We start from the raw sequence: 19,280 nt of genomic DNA on the forward strand, positions 1-19,280 counted from the left end.
TCTGCGAGGAGAGACCATGACCGTCACCGACACCGGCATGACCCAGGAAGGTTCGATCGAGGACCTGCACCGGGCCGTGCGCGACCACTACGACAAGCTCGTCGACCTCTACGAGGATTTGTGGGGCGAGCACATCCACCACGGCTACTGGGACCTCGACGCCCCGCAGACGCCACGGCACGCCGCCCAGCAGCGCACGACCCGCGAGCTCGCCGCCTTCGGCGCGGTGCCGCGGGGCGCGCGGGTGCTGGACAGCGGCTGCGGCATCGGCGCGTCGGCCGTCATGCTGGCCGTCGAGTCGGGCTGCACCGTGGAGGGCATCACGCTCAGCCACGAGCAGGTCCGGCGGGCCACCGAGAAGGCCACCGAGGCCGGTGTCCGCAACCGCACGTCGTTCCGGGTCATGGACGCCGTGCACACCGACTACCCGGACGACACCTTCGACGTGGTGTGGTCGCTGGAGAGCTGCGAGCTCATGCCCGACAAGCGGGCGTACCTCGAGGAGAACCTGCGCATCCTCAAGCCCGGCGGCCGGCTCGTCGTGGCCACCTGGGTCAGCCGCGACGACCGGCTCGACCCGTCGGAGGTCAAGCTCCTGCGCCGGCTCTACCGCGACTTCGCGGTGTCGCACGTGCTGCCGCTGGACCACTACGCGCGGCACTGCACCGAGCTGGGCTACACCGGCGTCACCACCGCCGACTGGACCGACCACGTGCGAGGCACCTGGGCCCTGTCGGCCGACATCGTCAAGCCGCTCATGCGCGACCCCTCGTACGTCTGGAAGCTCGTCCGCGCCAAGGGTGCCGACATCTTCCGCTTCCTCAACTCCGTGCCGCTGATGAAGCAGGCCTACGACCGCGACGTCATGCGCTACGGCGTCTTCACCGCGGTCAAGCCGGGCTGACCGCGCCTCGATTCGTCTTCCAGCGCGGTTCCCGACGCTTGAGACCGGTGACACGCCACGCATCTGAAGGAGAGCCGCGTTGATCGACATGACAGATCAGGCGAGACCCGGGTCCGGGCAGACCGAGCCCGAATGGATCCGCTGCGGTCCGTGCCGCGCCCTGACGTACGGCAAGCGTTACGAGCGGGAGCTGCGGGTGTGCCCGTCCTGCGGCCACCACGGCCGGGTCGGTCCCGAGCTGCGGGCCCGGCAGCTGCTGGACCCCGGTTCGGCGAGCGAGGTGGAGGTCGCCTCGACCGTCGCCGACCCGCTGGGCTTCGCGGATCTGCGGGCCTACCCGGACCGCCACGCCGAGGCGGTGGAGCGCAGCGGCCGCGGCACCGGGGTGCTCGCCGTCCGCGGCCGCATCGACGGCCACCCGGTGGTGCTGGCCGTCATGGACTTCGCCTTCCTCGGCGGCAGTCTGGGCACCGCCGAGGGCGAGGCCGTCACCGCGGCCGCCGAGGCGGCGCTGGCGGAGCGCGCACCGCTGATCGTGGTCGCCGCGTCCGGCGGCGCCCGCATGCAGGAGGGCGCCCTGTCGCTGATGCAGATGGCCAAGACCAGCAACGCGTTCGCGGCGCTCGACGAGGCGGGCCTGCTCACCGTCACGGTGGTGACGGACCCGACCTACGGCGGGGTGGCGGCATCCTTCGCCACCCTGTCCGACGTGGTCATCGCCGAGCCCGGGGCGCGGATGGGCTTCGCCGGCCCGCGGGTCATCCGCCAGACCATCCGCCAGGAGCTGCCCGAGGGCTTCCAGACCGCGGAGTTCCTGCTCGCCCACGGTCTCGTCGACCGGGTCGTGCGCCGTAGCGAGCTGCGCCAGACGCTGGGCCGGCTGGTGGCGATGAGCCGCGTCGACGACGGCGCCCCGGCGGCGCAGGCGCCGCGGGGCGAGGTCTGGACCGACCCGGACTCGCTGCCCGCCGAGATCGCCGGGCGCGAGCCGCGCGAGGTCGTCGCCCTGGCCCGGATGCCGCAGCGCCCGACCGCGCTCGACCACGCCGCGCACTGGCTGGACGGCTTCATCGAGCTGCACGGCGACCGCGCCGGGGCGGACTGCCCGGCCGTCGTGGGCGGCCTCGGCTGGCTGGCCGGACGCCCGGTCGTGCTGGTCGGCCACCAGAAGGGGCACACCACCGCGGAGCTGGTCCGCCGCAAGTTCGGCATGCCCTCGCCGGCCGGTTTCCGCAAGGCGGGCCGGCTCTTCCGCCTCGCCGCCAAGCTCGGGCTGCCCGTGGTCACCCTGATCGACACCCCCGGCGCGGACCCCGGTCTGCAGGCCGAGGAGCAGGGGCAGGCGATCGCGGTGGCGGAGTCGCTGCGGTTGATGGGCCGCCTGGGCGTCCCGGTGGTCGCGGTCGTGACGGGCGAGGGCGGCAGCGGGGGCGCTCTCGCTCTCGGGGTCGCCGACCGGGTGCTGATGTGTGCGAACTCGATCTACTCGGTGATCAGCCCGGAGGGCTGCGCCGCCATTCTGTGGAAGCGGCCCGACGCCGCCGCCGACGCCGCCCGGGCCCTGCGCATCACGGCCACGGACCTGCTGCGGCTCGGGGTGGTCGACGGTGTCGTCCCGGAACCGCCGGGCGGGGCGCACACCGACCCCGCCGCGGCCGCGGAGCTGGTGCACCGCGCGGTCGCCGCCGCCGTGGCGGAGCTGGCCGACCGCAAGCCGGAAGAGTTGCTGCGGCACCGGTTCGAGCGGTTCCGGCAGTTCGGTGTGTCCCCCACGCAAGGAACGGAGACCTCGGCATGACCATCATGGACGATCCGCAACTCGAGATAGCGGCCGGCGACGACGGCGGGTACCACGCGCTGCTGCTGGAGCAGATGCGGCGCAGCGTGGCCGCGATGGCGGGCGACGCCACGACGCCGCTGCGGCGGGTCCGGCTCAGCCTGGGCGCGGCGACGGTGGAGGTGGAGTGGGAGAGCCGCACGCCGGTGGAACCGGTGCACCTGCCCGTCCTGACCGCGCCGGCGGCCGTCGCCGCCACGCCCGCCGCCGCGCCCGCCGTCCCGGCACCGGCCGTCGCGGTGCCCGCCGCGGCACCCGAGCCCGGCGCGGCCCCGGGCGAGCACGTGATCACCAGCCCGCTGGTCGGCACCTTCTACACCACACCCGAGCCGGGCGCCGCACCCTTTGTGAAGGTCGGCGACACGGTCGTCGCCGGCCAGCAGATCGGCATCGTCGAGGCGATGAAGCTGATGAACCCGGTGGAGGCCGACCGCTCCGGCACGGTGCTGCGGCTGCTCGCCGGCTCCGGCGACGCGGTCGAGTACGAGCAGGGTCTGATCGTCGTCGCCGCCACGGACGAGGAATGAGCGCCATGTTCGACAAGGTCCTCATCGCCAACCGGGGCGAGATCGCCCTGCGCGTGGTGCGCACGTGCCAGGAGATGGGCATCCGCACGGTGGCCGTCCACTCGACCGCGGACCGCGACTCGGCGGTGGTGCGGCTGGCCGACGAGGCGGTCCAGATCGGGCCGCCGGCCCCGCGGCAGAGCTATCTGTCGGCGGCGGCCATCGTCGAGGCGGCCACCATGACCGGCGCGCAGGCCGTCCACCCCGGCTACGGCTTCCTGTCCGAGGATCCCGACTTCGCCGAGATCTGCGCCGCCAACGGCATCGTCTTCATCGGGCCGCCGCCGGACGTCATCGCGAAGCTCGGTGACAAGGCGGTGGCCCGGGAGCTGATGACGGCGGCGGGACTGCCGCTGCTGCCCGGCAGCACCCGCACCATCGACAGCGCCAACGAGGCGCTGGAGCTGGCCGACCGGCTCGGCTTCCCGGTCATCATCAAGGCGGCCGCGGGCGGCGGCGGGCGCGGCATGGCGGTGGTCCGCGAGCGCGCCGACCTGCTGCCGGCGTACCAGCGCACGCGCGCCACCGCCCAGGCCGTGTTCGGCGACAGCCGGGTCTACGTCGAGCGCTACTGCGACCGGGCCCGCCACGTCGAGGTGCAGATCCTCGCCGACACGTACGGCAACGTCGTGCACCTCGGCGAGCGGGACTGCTCGGTGCAGCGCCGCCACCAGAAGCTCATCGAGGAGACCCCGGCGCCCGGGCTGTCCCGGGCGATGATGGCGGACGTCGCCGACGCCGCCGTGCGCGGTGCCCGGGCGATCGGCTACGTCGGCGCGGGCACCTTCGAGTTCCTCGTCGACGACCAGGGCTTCTACTTCATGGAGATCAACTGCCGGATCCAGGTCGAGCACCCGGTGACGGAGATGGTGACCGGCGTCGACATCGTCCGCGAGCAGCTGCTGGTCGCCGCCGGCCGGCCGCTGTCGGTGCGCCAGGCCGACGTCGAGCCGCGCGGCGTCTCGGTGGAGTGCCGGATCAACGCCGAGGACCCGGAGCGCGACTTCGCGCCGACGCCGGGCCTGCTGACCCGGTTCGCGCCGCCGGCCGGCCCGTTCGTGCGGGTCGACACGCACGCGGCGCCCGGATACCGGATCACGCCGTACTACGACTCGCTGCTGGCCAAGCTCGTGGTGTGGGGGCCGGACCGGGAACAGGCGCTGGACCGGATGCGGCGGGCCCTCGCCGAGTTCGAGATCGCCGGCGGTGGCGTGCGGACCACCTCGGAGCTGCTCGCCCGGGTGATCGACGCGCCCGGCTTCCGGGCCGCCGAGCACACCACCGGGTTCCTCGAGCAGTGGCTGACGCCGGTGGCCTGAGCCCGCACGCGAAAGGTGCCGCTGCCCGGCCGGGCAGCGGCACCTTCGTCTGTCCGGAAGGATCAGCGGTGCAGCGCCGTGCGCAGCGCCGCGGTGAGTTCCTTCGCGGGCTCCGCGACGTCGTCCCACCGGTATGCGACGAAGCCGTCCGGACGCACCAGCACCGCCCCCCGGGCGGTGGCGCCGTACCGCCGCTCCCACGGCTCGCCGGGCAGCAGGTGGGCGGAGACCGGCACCGCCAGCTCCGCGGCGGCCGCCTGCGCCGCATCGGTCCAGCCGCCGCCCGCGGGACCCGCCAGCACGGTCCAGCCCGGGCCGAACAGGTCCAGGGTGGACCGGGTGCCCGCCTCGTCGAGCCACACGTGCGGGGCCCGGGTGCCCACCTGGGCGGTCCGCGAGGCGGGGTCGGCGAACAACGGCCCGTCCTCGCCGGGGTACCGGTAGCCGAGGCTCACGTGCAGTGTGTCGAGGGTCTGTGCGCGCTGCTCCGGAGTAGCGAAGCCGGCCCGCGTCGCCAGGCGCAGCTGAGCCTGCTCCACCGTGCCGCGGGCGATCGGCAGCCGCTCCCGCTCGTAGCTGTCCAGCAGGGCCGGGCCGGCGTGCCCGTCGAGCACCGCGGCCAGCTTCCACGCCAGGTTGTGCGCGTCCTGGACGCCGGTGTTGGCGCCGTAGCCGCCGATCGGCGGGACCACGTGGGCCGAGTCGCCGGCGAAGAACACCCGGCCGGCCCGGTAGCGCTCGGCGACCAGGGCCGCCATGTCCCACGGCAGGACGTCGCGGATGTGCACCGGCAGCTCCGGCGTGCCGACCGCGGCCCGGACGAGCTGCACGCACCGCTCGGCGGTGAAGTCGCTCGCCGCCTCGCCCGCCTCGGGCTGGTAGGTGACGATCAGGGTGCCCTCGGTCAGCGAGTCGTCGTGGCCGAGGATCGCGCTGACCTGCGGGTTCTCGATCTGGCAGATGGAGAACCGGCGGCCGGCCAGCGCCTCGGACAGCGGCGCCCGGAACAGGATGCTGACCTGGTGCCGGAAGACGCCGCGACCGTGCGCGCCCACCCCGAGCCGCTCGCGCAGCGGGCTGCGGGCGCCGTCGGCGGCGACGACGTACCGGGCGCGGATGGTGCGGCGCTCGTCGGTGTCGCGGTCGCGCACGGTGACGGTGACGCCGTCGTCGTCCTGGACCAGGTCCAGCGCCTCGGTGTGGAACAGCAGCCGGGCGCCGCTGCGCTCGGCCGCGGCCCGGACGAGGGGTTCCAGCCGGTCCTGGCCCAGCGAGATCTGCCGGCTCGGCGTCAGGTCGCCCAGGTCCTCGGCGGCCGGCAGGACGGTGCTGCGCAGCTCGCGTCCGGTCAGCGACTCGACCTTGGCGTTCAGGCGGTGGTCGGCGAAGCCGGCGGCCGCGCGCAGGACCTCCTCTTCGAGTCCGGCGGAGCGGAACAGTTCGAGGGTGCGGGGATACCAGCCCCACGCCCGTGGATGGATGGAGGTGCCGGGGTGCCGCTCGACGAGGACCGTCGGAATCCCGCGGCGGGCCAGGAAGAGAGCGGCGGAGAGTCCCACGACCCCACCACCCACCACCAGCACCGAAGCGGTCGGCGTGCTGCTCGATGTGTCGCTCATGCCGGTGACGGTGCCGGGCCGGGGTGGAGGGCTGCTCAAGCCTTCCTCGATTGGGACCGTCGACCGCCCCTCGAGTGGCGCTGTACCGGCCGCGCCGAGACTTTCGCCGACATCACCTCGACAGGGAGTGCGGCATGGCGTCGATACTCGACCGCCCGGTGCGCCCGGGCGTCGCCGGACGGCTCTTCCAGGGCCAGCCGGCCTGGTTCGGCACGCTGTTCTGGATGGACATGTGGGAGCGCTTCAGCTTCTACGGCATGACCGCGATCCTCTACCTGTACGCCAGCGCGCCCGTGTCCGACGGCGGCTTCGGGCTGCCGGCGGCCAGCGCCGCGGCCCTGTTCGGCACGTACATGTCCCTGGTCTTCCTGGCCGCGCTGCCCGGCGGCTGGCTGGCCGACCGGGTACTCGGCACCCGGCGCGCGGTCGTCCTCGGTGGCGCCGGCATCGCCGCCGGCCACGCGGTGCTCAGCCTGCCCGTGCGCTGGTCGCTCTACCTGGGGCTGCTGTTCGTGATCGCCGGCACCGGGCTGCTCAAGCCCGCCATGGCCGCGCTCGTGAGCAGCCCGCACCGCGACGACCGGCGCCGCGAGGCCGCCATGTCGATCTTCTACATGAGCATCCAGCTCAGCGCGCTGCTGGCCCCGGTCGTGGTCGGCCTGCTCGCCGAGAAGGTGGCCTGGCACCTCGGTTTCGGCGCGGCGGCGATCGGCATGACGGCCGGCCTGATCGTGTACGCGGCGGGGGCGCGCCGCTTCGGCGACCTCGGCCTGCGCCCGGCGGCACCGCTGCCGCCGGACCGCCGCCGCGTGCTGGGCCGCCGTGCCGGCACCGCGCTGGGCGCGCTGGCCCTCGCCCTTCTCGTGGGTACGTCCACCGGCGTCGTCCACATCGAACACGTGCTGATGGCCTCCGGACTGCTGCTGCTCGCCCTGCCGGCCGGCTACGTCCTGGCGCTGCGCCGCATCCCGGCGCTGACCGGCGCGGACCGCGGCCGCCTCGGCGCGTACGTGGTGCTGCTCGCGGGATCGTCGGTCTTCTGGTTGCTCTACGCCCAGGGCGGTTCGGTGCTCGCGATGTTCGCCCAGCGCCACACCGACCGCGACGTCGCCGGCTGGACGGTGCCGGTGAGCTGGTTCCAGTCGGCCCACCCGTTCTTCATCCTGGTGCTCGCGCCGGTCTTCGCCGCGCTCTGGCTGCGGCTCGGCCGCCGGGTCGACGTACCCGTCAAGTTCGCCGCCGCGCTGGTGTGCGCCGGCGTGAGCTGGCTGCTGCTGGCGGTCGCGGCCCGCCTCGCCGCCGGGGGAGACCCGGTGTCGCCCCTCTGGCTGCTGAGCGCCTTCCTGCTGCAGGTCTGCGGCGAGCTGGCGCTGGCACCGGTGGGGCTGAGCCTGGCCGTCAAGGTCGCGCCCGCCGGCTACACCAACCAGTACCTGGGCCTCTTCTGGCTCTTCGCGGCCGTGGGCGCCGGGCTGGGCGGCCAGCTCGCCCGGCTCGCCGAGGTCCTCTCCCTGCCCGCCTACTTCCTGCTCTTCGGCGCGCTCGCCACCGTCGTGGGCGTCGTCCTGGCCGGTGCCGTGCGGTGGCTGCGCGGCCACGTCGGGGACGCACCCGCGGCCACCACCGTCTGACCTAAGGAGTTGTCAGCCATGTCAAAGAAGATGACCGTAGCGGTGCTCGGCCTGGGCGGCATGGGCGGCGGTCTCGCCCACCGGCTCGCCGGCCTGGGCTGGGCGCCCGTGGTGTGGAACCGCTCGGCCGAGCGGGCCGCCGGCTTCGCGGGCGTGGCGGCGCGGATCGCCGCCACCCCGGCCGACGCGGCCGACGGCACGGACGTGGCCCTGCTCAGCCTCGCCGACGAGACCGCCGTCGAGGCGGTGCTCTTCGGCCCGGACGGACTGGCCGGGGCGCTCAAGCCGGGTGCGGTGGTGATCGACGCGTCGACGGTGACGCCGGCGTTCTCCCGCGAGGTGACCCGCCGGCTCGCCGAGACCGGGATCGGCCGGGTCGAGGCCACCCTGATCGGCAACCCGGCGCAGGCGCGCCAGGGCGACGCCCGGGTGTTCGCGGCCGGCGAGCCGCAGACCGTCGGCCAGGTCCGCGACATCCTGGTGGCGCTGGGCCGGCAGCTCGTCGAGCTCGGCGCCACCGGGAACGCGAGCACGATGAAGCTCGTCCTCAACTCGCTGCTCGGCGCCCAGCTCGTGTCCCTGGCCGAGGCGGTCGGCTACGGCGAGCGGGCCGGGCTCGACCGGGACCTGCTGCTGCGGACCATCGCCGACAGCGCGTTCAGCTCGCCGGTCATGTCGTACCGGTGCGCCGTGATGCGCGAGGAGCGCTACGACCGGCCGACGTTCCGCGCCGAGCTGATGGAGAAGGACCTGCGGTTCGCGATCGGCGACGCGGCCGAGCACGGTGTGACGCTGCCGGTGATCGTTGCCGCCGACGAGCGCTTCCGGGATCTCGTCGCCTCCGGGCGCGGCGGGCTGGACGCGGCGGCCATCCTGCTCCAGCAGCTCGCCGATGGCGGCGTCCGGAACGAGACGGCCTGATGTCAGCTCTGGTCGGCTGGGTGGACTACGCCCGCGACCAGCGTCGGGAACGGCCGGTGCTGCGGGCGATGGCGGGTGCCCTCGCCGCCCGGGGCCCGGACGACGAGGCGCTGTGGGTCGCCCCGTGCGCCGGGCTCGGCTTCCGGTACCTCGCGGTCCACGGGAAGTTCTCGCCTCAGCCGTACACGGCGCGCACCGCCGACGGGCCCGTCACGGTCTGCGTGACCGGCGCGCCGACCGGCCTGGCCGAGCTGCGGGGCCGGCTCGCCGGGCGCAGGGTGGCGCCCGAGCCCGAGACCGGCGTCGCGGGCCTGGTCGCGCACGCGTACCTGGCCGAGGGCGCGGCCGGGGTGACCCGGCTGACCGGGGGGTTCGCCGTGGCGGTCTGGGACGGGCGCGCCGAGGAGCTGCTGCTGGTCCGCGACCGGCTCGGCACCCAGCCGATCTACTACCACCTGACCGACAGCGGGATCGTCTTCGCCACCGAGCGCAAGGGCCTGCTGGCGCACCCGGCGGTCGAGGCGCAGATCGACCTGACCGGCCTGCGGGAGCTGTTCACCTGCGCGGGCACGGCCGGGCACGGCGTCTTCGCCGGCGTCCACCAGGTCCGCGCCGGGGAGATGGTCCGCTACGGCCGGGCCGGCCTGACGCGCCGGCGCTACTGGAAGCTGACCACCGAGGCGCACACCGACGACCTGGCCACCACCGTCGGCACCGTGCGGGAACTGCTCGAGGAGAGCGTGGCCGGCCAGTTCGCCGGCGGCGACGACATCGGCATCCTGCTCGACGGCACCCTCGAGTCCTCGGCGATGACCGCCCTGGCCGCGCGCGGGCTCGCGCGCGGGTCCGGCGGCCGGCTGCGGACCTTCACCGTCACCGTCGCCCGCGAGTCGGAGTGCGTGCCGCCGGAGGACGTGCGGTCGAGCCCGGACGCCCGCTTCGTCGCGGACGTGGTGCGCCGGGTGGGCGCCGAGCACACCGACGTCGTGCTCGACACCGCGGACATCCTCGACCCGCTGGCCCGCGCCGCCGCGCTGCGGGCCCGGGACGTGCCCGACCCGCTCGGCAGCGCGAGCACCTCGACGTACCTGCTCTGCTGCGAGGCCGGCCAGCACGTGCGCGGCGCGCTCTCCGACGAGCTCGCCGACGCGATCTTCGGCTGTCATGCCGGGGCGTGCGACGCGCCGGCGACCGACTGGCAGACCCTGCCCTGGATCGCGCTCGCCCGGCAGCGCGGCGGCCGGTACGGCTTCGGCGGCGACCTGCTCGACCCGGACCTGCGCGACAAGCTCGACCTCAACGGCTACTGCCACGACGAGTGGGCCCGCTCGGTCGCCGACGCCGAGCACCTGCCCGGCGAGGACGAGCGGGACCGCCGGATGCGCCGCACCGCGTACCTGCGGCTGACCCGCTGGGACCAGACCCGGCTGCTGCACCGCGAGTCGCTGGCCATGGCGGCCGGCGTGCAGGCGCGGATGCCGTTCGGCGACCACCGGCTGGTCCAGTACGTCTACAACGTGCCCTGGGCGCTGAAGAACTTCGACGGCAAGGAGAAGAGCCTGCTGCGGGCCGCCGTCGGGGATCTGCTGCCACCCTCGGTGCGGCACCGGCCGGCGAGCCCGTACCCGGCCGCCCCGGATCCCGCGTACGGGCGCTGGCTGGTCGACGAGCTCGCCGCGCTGCTCGCCGACGCCACCTCACCCGCCGCGCCGCTCGTCGACGCCGGCGGCATCCGCGCCCTGCAGGCCGACCAGCGGGTGCTCGCCGCGGGGCCGGGCGCCTGGGTGGCCCGGGCCAGCGCCGAGATGGTGCTCGCCCTCGACGCCTGGCTGCGCCGCTACGGCGTCCGGGTCGCGCTCTGACTTTCCCGTCCCACGTCACATCACCACAGGAGGAACCATGCCGTACGCCGCGATCACCTACAACGTCAAGCCCGGGCACGAGGAGGAGATCGCCGAGATCTTCGCCAACTTCCAGCGGGTCAGCTCGCCCGCGGTCCGCGACCAGGACGGCGCCGAGGTCGGCAGGCTGCTCGGCACCGCCGTGTTCATCAAGGACACGGTGATGGTGCGGGTCATCCACTACGAGGGCGACTTCGCGCACATCGCCCGCACGATGGCGGCGCAGAAGGGCGTGCACGAGATCGAGGGCAAGCTCGCGCCCCTGCTCGCCGAGCAGCGCGAGACCGCCACCGCCGAGGGCTTCGGCGCGTACTTCCGCAACGCCACCATGCGTTGCATCTCGCAGCTGTCGGTCGACACCCTGCCGGCGAACGCCTGAAACGGCGGTCTCGAACCGCCCTGTACCCGGCTTCGAGTGCCACCGGCGACGGTGGCACTCGAACCCTTCGAGGAGAGGTAACGCCCATGTCAGGACTCGTAGGCTGGATCGACTTCGCGCGGGATCTGGAGCGGCAGCGGCCGACGGTCATCACCATGACCGCCACGCTCGCGCAGCGCGGCCCGGACGCCGAGGCGGTGTGGGTGTCCCGGCACGCCGCGCTCGGCTACCGCACGCTCGCCGTCGACGACACCGCCGAGGCGCAGCCCTTCGTCGTCAACCTCGGCGACCGGGCCGTCGCCGGCGTGGTCTCCGGATGGCCCACCGGCCTGGACACCCTGCGGGCCAAGCTGCGCCCGGTGGAGGGCACCGGCATCGACACCGCCGGCACGGCCGAGCTGTTCGTCCGGGCGTACCTGCGCTGGGGCACGACCTTCGTGCCGGAGCTGACCGGCACCTTCGCCATCGCGATCTGGGACGGGCGCACCGACGAGCTGGTGCTGGTCCGCGACCACCTCGGCGGTCAGCCGCTCTACCACGTCGAGACCCCCACCGGCCTGGTGTTCGGCTCCGAGCGCAAGGCCCTGCTCGCGCACCCGGAGGTGCACCCCCGGGTGGACGCCGCGGGCCTGCGCGAGGCCATCTCCCAGGCGCTGCCGCACGGCGGCATCTTCGGCGGCTTCGGCCGGGTGGGCGGCGCCGAGATCGCCCGCTTCGACCGGTCGGGCTGGCGCCGCGAGCGGTACTGGAAGTTCACCACCGAGCCGCACACCGACGACTACGAGACCACCGTGGCCACCGTGCGCGACATGCTCGCCGGCAGCGTGCGGCGCAACCTCGGCGACGACCCCTCGCGGGAGCTGGTCATGCTCTCCGGCGGCATCGACTCGTCGTCGGTGGCGGCCCTGGCCGCCGAGGAGCTGCGCCGGCGCGGCACCGGCCCGCTGCAGACGTTCACCATCGACTTCGCGCGCAGCGAGTTCCAGGCGGACGTCATGCGCAGCACCAACGACACGCCCTTCGCCCAGCAGGTCGCCGAGCGGATCGGCTCCCGGCACACCCTGGTCGAGCTGGAGACCAACGACATCCTCGACCCGATCGTGCGCCTCGGCATGCTGCGCTCCAAGGACTTCCCGACCCGGCAGTACGACATGGACACGGCGCAGTACCTGACCGTGCACCGCGCCGCCGAGCAGGGCTGCAAGGTGGTCTTCGCCGGCTACGGCGGCGACAAGTACTTCCAGGGTGCCACCTGGTACACCCACCGGGACCTGGTCGAGTCGGGCACGTTCCCGTGGATCGCGCTGGCGCAGAAGTACGGCGCCCACCACGGTTTCGGCACCGGTCTGCTCAACGCCGACACGCTCGCCGCCCTCGACCTGCCCACCTACTACGCCGACGAGTACGCCACCGCGGTCGCCGAGGTCGAGTTCCTGCCGGAGGAGGACGACTGGCAGCGGCGCATGCGGACCATCGCGTACCTGATGAACACGCGGTTCAGCATCGACGCCGGCTCGTACGCCGCCGCCGGGCTGCAGCTGCGCTCGCCGATCAACTACCACCGGCTGGTGCAGTACGCGTACAACATCCCGAACGCCATGCACAACACCGGCGGCATCGAGAAGGCGGTCCTGCGCCAGGCGGTCGCCGACCTGCTGCCCTCCTCGGTGCTGCAGCGGCACCGCAGCGCCTCGCCGGTCAGCAACAACCCCGACTACCCGGCCGGCCTGCAGCGCGAGATCGCGGCCGTCGTCGCCGACCCCAAGGCGCCGGTCCGCGAGCTCATCGACCTCGACCGCGCCGCCGACCTCGCCGGGGACCTGCCGCGGCTCGCCAAGGACCGGATGGCCCGGGCGGACGTCGAGCTCGCCATCCAGCTCAACCTCTGGCTCGACCACTACCGGGTGCGGCTCGCGCTCTGAGGTGCGCCCGTCCCCCTGGGAGGGAGACACATGATCTTCGACAACATCCTCGAGACGATCGGGCGCACCCCGGTCGTGCGGCTGCGCTGCCTCGACCGCTCGTACGGCTCCGAGATCCTCGTCAAGCTGGAGTCCTTCAACCCGGCCGGCAGCATCAAGGACCGCCCGGCCCTGCAGATGATCACCGCGGCGGAGCGCGACGGCCGGCTGCGCCCCGGTGGCACGATCGTCGAGTCGTCGTCCGGCAACATGGGCAAGGCGCTCGCGCTGATCGGCGCGGTCAGCGGCTACCGCGTCATCATCGTGGTCGACCCGAAGGCGCCGGAGTCCATGCTGAAGTTCGTCGCCGCGCTCGGCGCCGAGGTCGAGGTGGTCCGGCAGCCCGACGAGAACGGCGGGTTCCAGCGCCCGCGGCGCGAGCGGGTCGAGCAGCTCGTCGCTTCCATCCCCGGTGCCTTCTGGCCCAACCAGATGCACAACCCCGACAACCCGCGTGCGCACGCCGAGACCACCGCCCGCGAACTGCTCGACGACGTGCCGCAGTTCGACGTGCTGATGGCCACGGCGAGCACCGGCGGGCACATCAGCGGCCTGGCCCGTACGGTCAAGGAGAAGCTGCCCGAGGTCACCACGGTCGCGGTGGACGCGGTGGGCTCGGCGGCCTTCGGCCACCCGTTCCACGGGTACGTCATGCGCGGGCTCGGGCTCGCCTGGCGCCCCGGCAACCTGGAGATGTCGCTCGTGGACCGGGTGCACCTGGTCGACGACGCCGAGGGGATCGCGACCAGCCGGCTGCTCGCCCGTACCGAAGGACTGATGGTGGGGGAGTCGGCGGGCGCGGCGATCTTCGCCGCGCTGCACCACGCGCAGCGCCACCCGGGCTCCCGGATCGTCGTCGTCGCGGCCGACGGCGCGGTCAACTACCTCGGTGAGTCGTTCGACGACGGCTGGCTGCAGGCCAAGGGACTCGACGCCCGGATCGCCGCGGCCGGGCTCGGCGACCTCGAGGGGCTGCTGGCGGCGGCCCGCGAGCCCAGCCACCCCTCGGTCGCCGTCGCCGACCTGCTGGCCCTGACCTGAGCCGGCTCCCGTCAAGGAGGACCCATGCTGGCACACCTCGACCGGCTCGCGCGCCGGATGGACGAGGCCGGCCTCGACGCGTTCGTGGCCACCACGTTCGAGAACGTCTACTACCTGACCGGGGTGGCGAGCCAGCCCGCGCAGACCCACCCGCACGGCGGCCGCTGCCTGGCCGTGGTCGTCCGCGACCGGCTCGCGACGCCGTACTTCCTCACCTCGCGGTGCGACGTCGACCAGTTCCTCGACGCGACCGTGCCGCTGGCCGGCGCGGTCGGCTTCGGCACGTTCCACCGGGAGCTGGCCGACGACGCCGTGCTGACCCCGCAAGAGCAGCGCCTGTACGACGTGTCGGTGCTCGGGCCGGCGCCGGCGACGGCGCTGGACGCGCTGGCCGACGTGCTGCGCGAGGCCGGGGTGGCCGGCGGCACGGTCGGGATCGACGAGAAGGGGGCACCGTTCGGCTTCCTCGACGCCCTGGGCGACGCGCTGCCCGGGACCCGGGTGGTGCCGGCCGCCGAGGACCTGCGCTGGGTCCGCAAGGTGAAGACGCCGGCCGAGGTGGAGCGGATCACCGCCTCGGCCGCGGCGACCGAGGCGGGCATCCGGGCGGCCGTCGCGGCCGCCCGGCCCGGCGCCACCGAACGCGAGCTCGTCCGCGAGTTCGAGCTCGAGGTCGTCCGCCACGGCGCGCGGCCCAAGTTCACGCTCATCAAGTTCGGCCGCGCGGCGGTCGGCGGCCAGCAGCGCCCGAGCGACGAGCCGCTGCGCCGCGGCGACGGCATCTGGTTCGACGTCGGATGCGTGCTGAACGGCTACTGGTCGGACCTGGCACGCACGTTCGTGCTCGGCGAGCCCGACGCCAAGCTGGCCCGTCACTACGACGCGGTGCTCGCCGGCGAGGAGCGCGGCATCGCCGAGGCGCGGCCGGGGATGCGCGGCAAGGAGCTGTTCGACATCACCGTCGACGGGGTCCGCCGGGCCGGCATCCCGCACTACCGCCGCCACCACGTCGGGCACGGCATCGGCGTGGAGATCTACGAACCGGTCCTGATCACGCCGTCCAGCCAGGACGTGATCGAGATCGGCACCGTGGTCAACATCGAGACGCCGTACTACGAGTTCGGCTTCGGTGCGGTGCACGTGGAGGACCCGTTCGTGGTGGAGTCCGCGGGCAACCGCGTCCTCACCACGCTGGACCGGGGGCTCGGCGTCATCGGCGGCTAGGGCAGCCAGCCGGGCAGCGCGCGGCCGGACTCGTACGCCCACACCACGAGCTGGGCCCGGTCGCGCAGGCCCAGCTTGGTGAGGATCCGGCTGACGTGCGTCTTGGTCGTCGCGTGGCTGATCACCAGCCGCCCGGCGATCTCCTCGTTCGACAGCCCCTGGGCCACCAGATCCATGATCTCGGCCTCGCGCGCGGTCAGCGTGGCCAGCTCGGGCGCCGGCGGCGGCGGGGTCAGGCGCGCGGCCACCTCGGCGATCAGCCGCCGGGTGACCGACGGCGCGAGCAGGGCGTCACCCCGGGCCACCACCCGCACGCAGCGGATGAGCTCGACCGGCTCGGTGTCCTTGAGCAGGAAACCGCTGGCCCCGGCGCGGATCGCGCCGTAGACGTACTCGTCGGACTCGAAGGTGGTGAGGATGACGACCTTCACGCCGTCGAGGCTCTTGTCCGCGCAGATCTGCCGCGTGGCGGCGAGGCCGTCGAGCCCCGGCATGCGGATGTCCATCAGCATGACGTCGGGACGTAGCTCGCGGGCCAGCCGGACCGCCTCGTCGCCGTCGGCGGCCTCGCCGACCACGCGCAGGTCCGGCTCGCCGGCGAGGATCGAGCGGAAGCCGGCCCGGACGAGCGTCTGGTCGTCGGCCAGGACTAGGGAGATCATCGGTTTCCGTTCCCGTCGTTCGCTGCTGTCGGGGATCGTCGTGTTTCCGTGAGCTGCAGTGCCTGCGGGGGTTGCGGGGTATCCGCGGGTTGTTCCGTCTCCGCGGGGGGACGGATCGGGAGCCGGGCCTCGACCCGGAAGCCGCCGCCGGGGCGGGGACCGGCGGTCACCTCCCCGCCGACCGCGGCGGCCCGTTCCGCCATGCCGAGCAGGCCGTTGCCGTCGCGCACCGCCCGCGGATCGACCGGCTTGGTGCCGTCGTCCTCGACGGTGACCATGACGTCCCCGCCGCGGCACCGGATGTCCACCTCCACGGTGCTCGCCGCCGCGTGCCGCACGGCGTTGGTCAACGCCTCCTGCACGATCCGGTAGGCGGCCAGCTCCACGGAGGTGGGCAGCGGCGTGGGCGGGACGTCCACGTGGGACCGTACCGGCAGGCCCGCGGCCTCGGTGCGGCCGATCAGCTCGGGCAGCCGCGCCAGCGACGGGCTGGGCTGCACGGGATCGGCGCCGTCGGCCTGGCGCAGCACGCCGAGCACCGCCCGCACCTCGCGCAGGGCGTCCTTGCTCGCCGTACGGATCGCCTCCAGCGCCTCGAAGGCGCCGTCCGGCGAGCGGGTGTGCAGGGCCGCGTTCGCCTGTACGTTGATCAGCGAGATCTGGTGCGCGACCACGTCGTGCAGGTCCCGGGCGATGCGCAGGCGCTCCTCCATGGCGCGCCGCAGCGCCTCGCTCTCCCGCGTCGCCTCGGCCAGGGCGGCCCGCTGCTCCGCCTGGGCCACGTGCCGCATCCGGCTGCGGGCGACCTCGCCCAGGATGATGGCCAGCAGCAGGATGGCGGCCACGCCGACCGCCGTCTGCACCTGGGTCTGCACCGACCGCTGGCGGCCGTAGCCGTCCAGGTTGAGCGAGGTCAGCACCGGGAAGGCGATCGCCAGGAACAGCGCCGCGCCGATCGACAGCCAGCGCTCGCGGTCCCGGGCGACCGTGTAGAGGGCGATGACGAACGCCAGCGCGATGGGCGAGTCGGGGAAGCTCAGCGGGTAGTAGAGCAGCCCGGTCACGCTCGTCACCGCCAGCACGGCCACCGGATGTTGCTGGCGCCAGTACAGCGCGGCCGCGCTGACCACCATCAACGTCCAGCCCAGCGGCATCAGCGGGCGGCCGCCCCGGTCACCGCTGGTCTCCACGACCACGACGTCGAAGATGAGCACCAGGGCCGGGATGGCCGCGGCCCGCCAGGTCGTCCACCAGGACCCGGGATCCGGTGCGGGTTTTCGCGCTGAGGCCGGCCACATGCCGACCACTGTAGGCACACCGCCGCTCCGGCGGGCGCCCGCCGTCACCGTTCGGTCACTCGTAGCAGGCCGGCCACTGCCTCAGCGTCGGCCACTGCACCGGGTCGTGGTTGCGCACGACCATGGCGTTCTCCCGCCGGGCGAGGTCGACGAGCTTGCGGGTGCTGGCCCGGGCGGCGTCCGCGTCGAGGTCGAAGCGGGTCATCGGCCGGTTGTCCGGATCCATCGCGGCCTCCTGCGTGATCGCGTCCACGGCCAGCAGCACCGCGCCGGTCCGTGGCAGCCGGACGAGCACCGACTGGTGGCCGGTGATGTGGCCGCCGGACTCGACGAGCTCGATCCCGGGCCGCAGCGTGGTGTCCCCGTCGACCGTGCGGTACTTCAGGTGCGGCAGGTCCCACTGCGCCCGGGTGGCCTCGAGCCGCGCCTCGGCGCCGGAACGGGCCAGCTCGAGGTGGCTGTGCTGCACGACGAACTCGGCGTCGGGGAACAGGTCGTGGTTCCCGGCGTGGTCGGGGTCGAGGTGGGAACAGACCACGATGTCGATGTCGCCGGGCCGGACGCCGACGGCGGCGAGCTGGTCCACCAGCCCGGGATCGGTACGCGCGATGATCGGTGAGTCGGGCGCGGCGTCGCGGTGGGGACCGGTGTCCACGAGCACATCGGTGCCGTCGTCGCAGCGGATGAGGTAGCCGCACACCGGGCGGTCCTTGTAGTAGCGGATCGTGCCCAGCTCGAGCAGATACAGTTTCATCCGGTGGCCTCCGTCCGTACGGGCGCCCCGAGCGCCCCGTCATCGACATCGTCCGGACGGCCGCTGGAGTGGGAATCCATCCGGGCTCGACGCCTGTTTCCCCGGCCCGCTTCGTCGCCGGTGGGGTCGCCTCAGCTCAGTTGCCGCCAGAGGCCGAGCTCGACGGGATCCAGGGGCACGCCGGGAAGCAGCCGTTCCGGATGGCCCGGTGGCGGGCCGGCGAGCGGCCGCCCGGCGGGCGGTGGGTCGCCGGCGGCGGTCGGCCGGCGGTCCGGTGCGGCCGGGTTCGCCGACGACGGCTGCACTCCCGTGACGGCCATGCCGTACATCCCGAAGCCCCGCCAGGTCCACCGCAGCACGGCCACGGCCAGGCGGGCGCAGCGCCGCAGTGGCGCGGTCGCATCCATCGTTCGACACCCCTCTCCGGTCCCGGGCGCCGGATCGACCTGATCCGCCGTCGCCGCCGGGCCGTCGCGGCCGGGCCGGTGGTCCACCTGGGCCGGTGGTCCACCTGGATCGGTGGTCACCTTGGCTCCCTCTGCCACCGGGCCGGTGTACCACGAGGGCCGGTGAGCCATCGGGGGCGGTGGCCGGCCGGGTCGGTTTGCCGGGCGAACCGGCGCCGGAGGCGGCGGCCGGGACGAACCCGATGGTGGGCGGGGTCGCTCGAGGTCCGGTCGAGGCGAGGTTGACCGCCGGGCGAGCCGGCGGACCTGGCGTAGGCAGAAGGCGCCGACGACCGGCGGCCTTGCCGGAGAGGCGGGCTCGACGCACGGGGACGGCCGGCGTCACAGCTGCGACGCCGGCCGGTGTGCGAGCGGGAGGGGTCAGCGGCGGGGGCCGCGCGATTCCAGCGCGCGCTGCGCCACGACCGCGACGACGAGGCCCACCAAGGCCATGATCACGTGCTTGACCTCGAAGCCCGGCCCGTCGTCGCCGAAGACGACCAGGCTCACGACCACGCCGACCACGATGCCGAGCACCGCGGCGCCGACTGTCCTTGCCATGGCACAACCACCTTCCGCCGATTTCGGCATTCGCCCGGACGGGCGTCCGGTCGCCGGTGGACCCGATCGAAACCTATTGCCGCGCCAAAACCGGCACAACCGTCCGCGGATGTACACAACGTCAGCACTCCGGTCCCGTGAGTACGACCACGGATGTATGCCGCGTCCCGGTCGTCCGGTGCGCTATCGCGCATGGAGAAACTGTGGTACGGGGCTCCGGGGCTGCGCCTTTGCCCGGCGTACCCGGCCGCCGCCC

At 73.9% G+C, this 19,280-nt stretch carries 17 protein-coding genes; 11 read left to right on the forward strand and 6 right to left on the reverse strand.

Going from position 1 to position 19,280, the window contains the following annotated elements; genetic code table 11:
• The first annotated feature begins 16 nt into the window (after nucleotides 1-16).
• The 4 genes from IEY99_RS29370 (at nucleotide 17) to accC (ending at nucleotide 4,626) form a co-directional block, all read left to right on the forward strand.
• Complete coding sequence (locus IEY99_RS29370; RefSeq protein ID WP_189207343.1) at nucleotides 17-904, forward strand: methyltransferase domain-containing protein; 888 nt, start codon at nucleotides 17-19, stop codon at nucleotides 902-904.
• 88 nt (nucleotides 905-992) lie between these two features.
• A complete protein-coding gene (accA, locus tag IEY99_RS29375; RefSeq protein ID WP_189207456.1) occupies nucleotides 993-2,702 on the forward strand; it encodes an acetyl-CoA carboxylase carboxyl transferase subunit alpha in 1,710 nt (569 codons plus the stop codon).
• Entirely contained in the window at nucleotides 2,699-3,268 is a 570-nt protein-coding gene (gene accB, locus IEY99_RS29380) for an acetyl-CoA carboxylase biotin carboxyl carrier protein (protein ID WP_189207344.1), read from the forward strand. Before accA ends, accB begins: the two co-directional genes overlap by 4 nt.
• Nucleotides 3,269-3,273: 5 nt before the next feature.
• Nucleotides 3,274-4,626: an acetyl-CoA carboxylase biotin carboxylase subunit gene (accC, locus tag IEY99_RS29385; RefSeq protein WP_189207457.1), complete on the forward strand. Its 1,353-nt coding sequence runs from the start codon at nucleotides 3,274-3,276 to the stop codon at nucleotides 4,624-4,626.
• Nucleotides 4,627-4,688: 62 nt separating this feature from the next.
• Here accC and IEY99_RS29390 read toward each other — a convergent pair whose 3' ends face one another.
• The gene (locus IEY99_RS29390) at nucleotides 4,689-6,245 is read right to left on the reverse strand and encodes an FAD-dependent oxidoreductase (RefSeq protein ID WP_189207345.1); all 1,557 of its coding nucleotides are present in this window, start codon (nucleotides 6,243-6,245) and stop codon (nucleotides 4,689-4,691) included.
• Between the two features lie 134 nt (nucleotides 6,246-6,379).
• On the opposite strand from IEY99_RS29390, the gene IEY99_RS29395 reads away from it, so the two are divergent.
• From IEY99_RS29395 to IEY99_RS29425, 7 genes are all read left to right on the forward strand, one after another.
• A complete protein-coding gene (locus IEY99_RS29395; RefSeq protein WP_189207346.1) occupies nucleotides 6,380-7,876 on the forward strand; it encodes a peptide MFS transporter in 1,497 nt (498 codons plus the stop codon).
• Nucleotides 7,877-7,894: 18 nt separating this feature from the next.
• Nucleotides 7,895-8,797, forward strand: a complete 903-nt coding sequence (locus tag IEY99_RS29400; protein ID WP_189207347.1) for an NAD(P)-dependent oxidoreductase — start codon at nucleotides 7,895-7,897, stop codon at nucleotides 8,795-8,797.
• The gene (locus IEY99_RS29405; RefSeq protein ID WP_229799358.1) at nucleotides 8,797-10,659 is read left to right on the forward strand and encodes an asparagine synthetase B family protein; all 1,863 of its coding nucleotides are present in this window, start codon (nucleotides 8,797-8,799) and stop codon (nucleotides 10,657-10,659) included. Before IEY99_RS29400 ends, IEY99_RS29405 begins: the two co-directional genes overlap by 1 nt.
• 37 nt (nucleotides 10,660-10,696) lie before the next feature.
• Nucleotides 10,697-11,077, forward strand: a complete 381-nt coding sequence (locus IEY99_RS29410) for a SchA/CurD-like domain-containing protein (RefSeq protein WP_189207348.1) — start codon at nucleotides 10,697-10,699, stop codon at nucleotides 11,075-11,077.
• Nucleotides 11,078-11,163: 86 nt separating this feature from the next.
• Nucleotides 11,164-12,999, forward strand: a complete 1,836-nt coding sequence (asnB, locus tag IEY99_RS29415) for an asparagine synthase (glutamine-hydrolyzing) (protein ID WP_189207349.1) — start codon at nucleotides 11,164-11,166, stop codon at nucleotides 12,997-12,999.
• A gap of 30 nt (nucleotides 13,000-13,029) precedes the next feature.
• Complete coding sequence (locus tag IEY99_RS29420) at nucleotides 13,030-14,079, forward strand: PLP-dependent cysteine synthase family protein (RefSeq protein ID WP_189207350.1); 1,050 nt, start codon at nucleotides 13,030-13,032, stop codon at nucleotides 14,077-14,079.
• A gap of 24 nt (nucleotides 14,080-14,103) precedes the next feature.
• Complete coding sequence (locus IEY99_RS29425) at nucleotides 14,104-15,303, forward strand: M24 family metallopeptidase (protein WP_189207351.1); 1,200 nt, start codon at nucleotides 14,104-14,106, stop codon at nucleotides 15,301-15,303.
• Here the strand turns inward: IEY99_RS29425 and IEY99_RS29430 are convergent.
• From IEY99_RS29430 to IEY99_RS29450, 5 genes are all read right to left on the reverse strand, one after another.
• A complete protein-coding gene (locus IEY99_RS29430; RefSeq protein ID WP_189207352.1) occupies nucleotides 15,300-15,965 on the reverse strand; it encodes a response regulator in 666 nt (221 codons plus the stop codon). The two genes, IEY99_RS29425 and IEY99_RS29430, sit on opposite strands and share 4 nt — an antisense overlap.
• Entirely contained in the window at nucleotides 15,962-17,263 is a 1,302-nt protein-coding gene (locus IEY99_RS29435) for a sensor histidine kinase (RefSeq protein WP_189207353.1), read from the reverse strand. The genes IEY99_RS29430 and IEY99_RS29435 overlap by 4 nt, the downstream gene beginning before the upstream one ends.
• A 55-nt stretch (nucleotides 17,264-17,318) precedes the next feature.
• Nucleotides 17,319-18,017, reverse strand: a complete 699-nt coding sequence (locus IEY99_RS29440) for an N-acyl homoserine lactonase family protein (protein WP_189207354.1) — start codon at nucleotides 18,015-18,017, stop codon at nucleotides 17,319-17,321.
• Nucleotides 18,018-18,148: 131 nt separating this feature from the next.
• Nucleotides 18,149-18,424: a DUF6059 family protein gene (locus IEY99_RS29445; RefSeq protein WP_189207355.1), complete on the reverse strand. Its 276-nt coding sequence runs from the start codon at nucleotides 18,422-18,424 to the stop codon at nucleotides 18,149-18,151.
• A gap of 420 nt (nucleotides 18,425-18,844) precedes the next feature.
• A complete protein-coding gene (locus IEY99_RS29450; RefSeq protein WP_189207356.1) occupies nucleotides 18,845-19,024 on the reverse strand; it encodes a hypothetical protein in 180 nt (59 codons plus the stop codon).
• Between the last annotated feature and the right edge of the window lie 256 nt (nucleotides 19,025-19,280).

The organism is Couchioplanes azureus (assembly GCF_014648355.1).
Lineage (GTDB): Bacteria > Actinomycetota > Actinomycetes > Mycobacteriales > Micromonosporaceae > Actinoplanes > Actinoplanes azureus.

Bases quoted from the DNA above. Each gene is read 5' to 3' on its own strand.
- IEY99_RS29370 (WP_189207343.1), top strand. From the start codon at position 17: ATGACCGTCACCGACACCGGCATGACCCAGGAAGGTTCGATCGAGGAC.
- accA (WP_189207456.1), top strand. From the start codon at position 993: ATGACAGATCAGGCGAGACCCGGGTCCGGGCAGACCGAGCCCGAATGG.
- accB (WP_189207344.1), top strand. From the start codon at position 2,699: ATGACCATCATGGACGATCCGCAACTCGAGATAGCGGCCGGCGACGAC.
- accC (WP_189207457.1), top strand. From the start codon at position 3,274: ATGTTCGACAAGGTCCTCATCGCCAACCGGGGCGAGATCGCCCTGCGC.
- IEY99_RS29390 (WP_189207345.1), bottom strand. From the start codon at position 6,245: ATGAGCGACACATCGAGCAGCACGCCGACCGCTTCGGTGCTGGTGGTG.
- IEY99_RS29395 (WP_189207346.1), top strand. From the start codon at position 6,380: ATGGCGTCGATACTCGACCGCCCGGTGCGCCCGGGCGTCGCCGGACGG.
- IEY99_RS29400 (WP_189207347.1), top strand. From the start codon at position 7,895: ATGTCAAAGAAGATGACCGTAGCGGTGCTCGGCCTGGGCGGCATGGGC.
- IEY99_RS29405 (WP_229799358.1), top strand. From the start codon at position 8,797: ATGTCAGCTCTGGTCGGCTGGGTGGACTACGCCCGCGACCAGCGTCGG.
- IEY99_RS29410 (WP_189207348.1), top strand. From the start codon at position 10,697: ATGCCGTACGCCGCGATCACCTACAACGTCAAGCCCGGGCACGAGGAG.
- asnB (WP_189207349.1), top strand. From the start codon at position 11,164: ATGTCAGGACTCGTAGGCTGGATCGACTTCGCGCGGGATCTGGAGCGG.
- IEY99_RS29420 (WP_189207350.1), top strand. From the start codon at position 13,030: ATGATCTTCGACAACATCCTCGAGACGATCGGGCGCACCCCGGTCGTG.
- IEY99_RS29425 (WP_189207351.1), top strand. From the start codon at position 14,104: ATGCTGGCACACCTCGACCGGCTCGCGCGCCGGATGGACGAGGCCGGC.
- IEY99_RS29430 (WP_189207352.1), bottom strand. From the start codon at position 15,965: ATGATCTCCCTAGTCCTGGCCGACGACCAGACGCTCGTCCGGGCCGGC.
- IEY99_RS29435 (WP_189207353.1), bottom strand. From the start codon at position 17,263: ATGTGGCCGGCCTCAGCGCGAAAACCCGCACCGGATCCCGGGTCCTGG.
- IEY99_RS29440 (WP_189207354.1), bottom strand. From the start codon at position 18,017: ATGAAACTGTATCTGCTCGAGCTGGGCACGATCCGCTACTACAAGGAC.
- IEY99_RS29445 (WP_189207355.1), bottom strand. From the start codon at position 18,424: ATGGATGCGACCGCGCCACTGCGGCGCTGCGCCCGCCTGGCCGTGGCC.
- IEY99_RS29450 (WP_189207356.1), bottom strand. From the start codon at position 19,024: ATGGCAAGGACAGTCGGCGCCGCGGTGCTCGGCATCGTGGTCGGCGTG.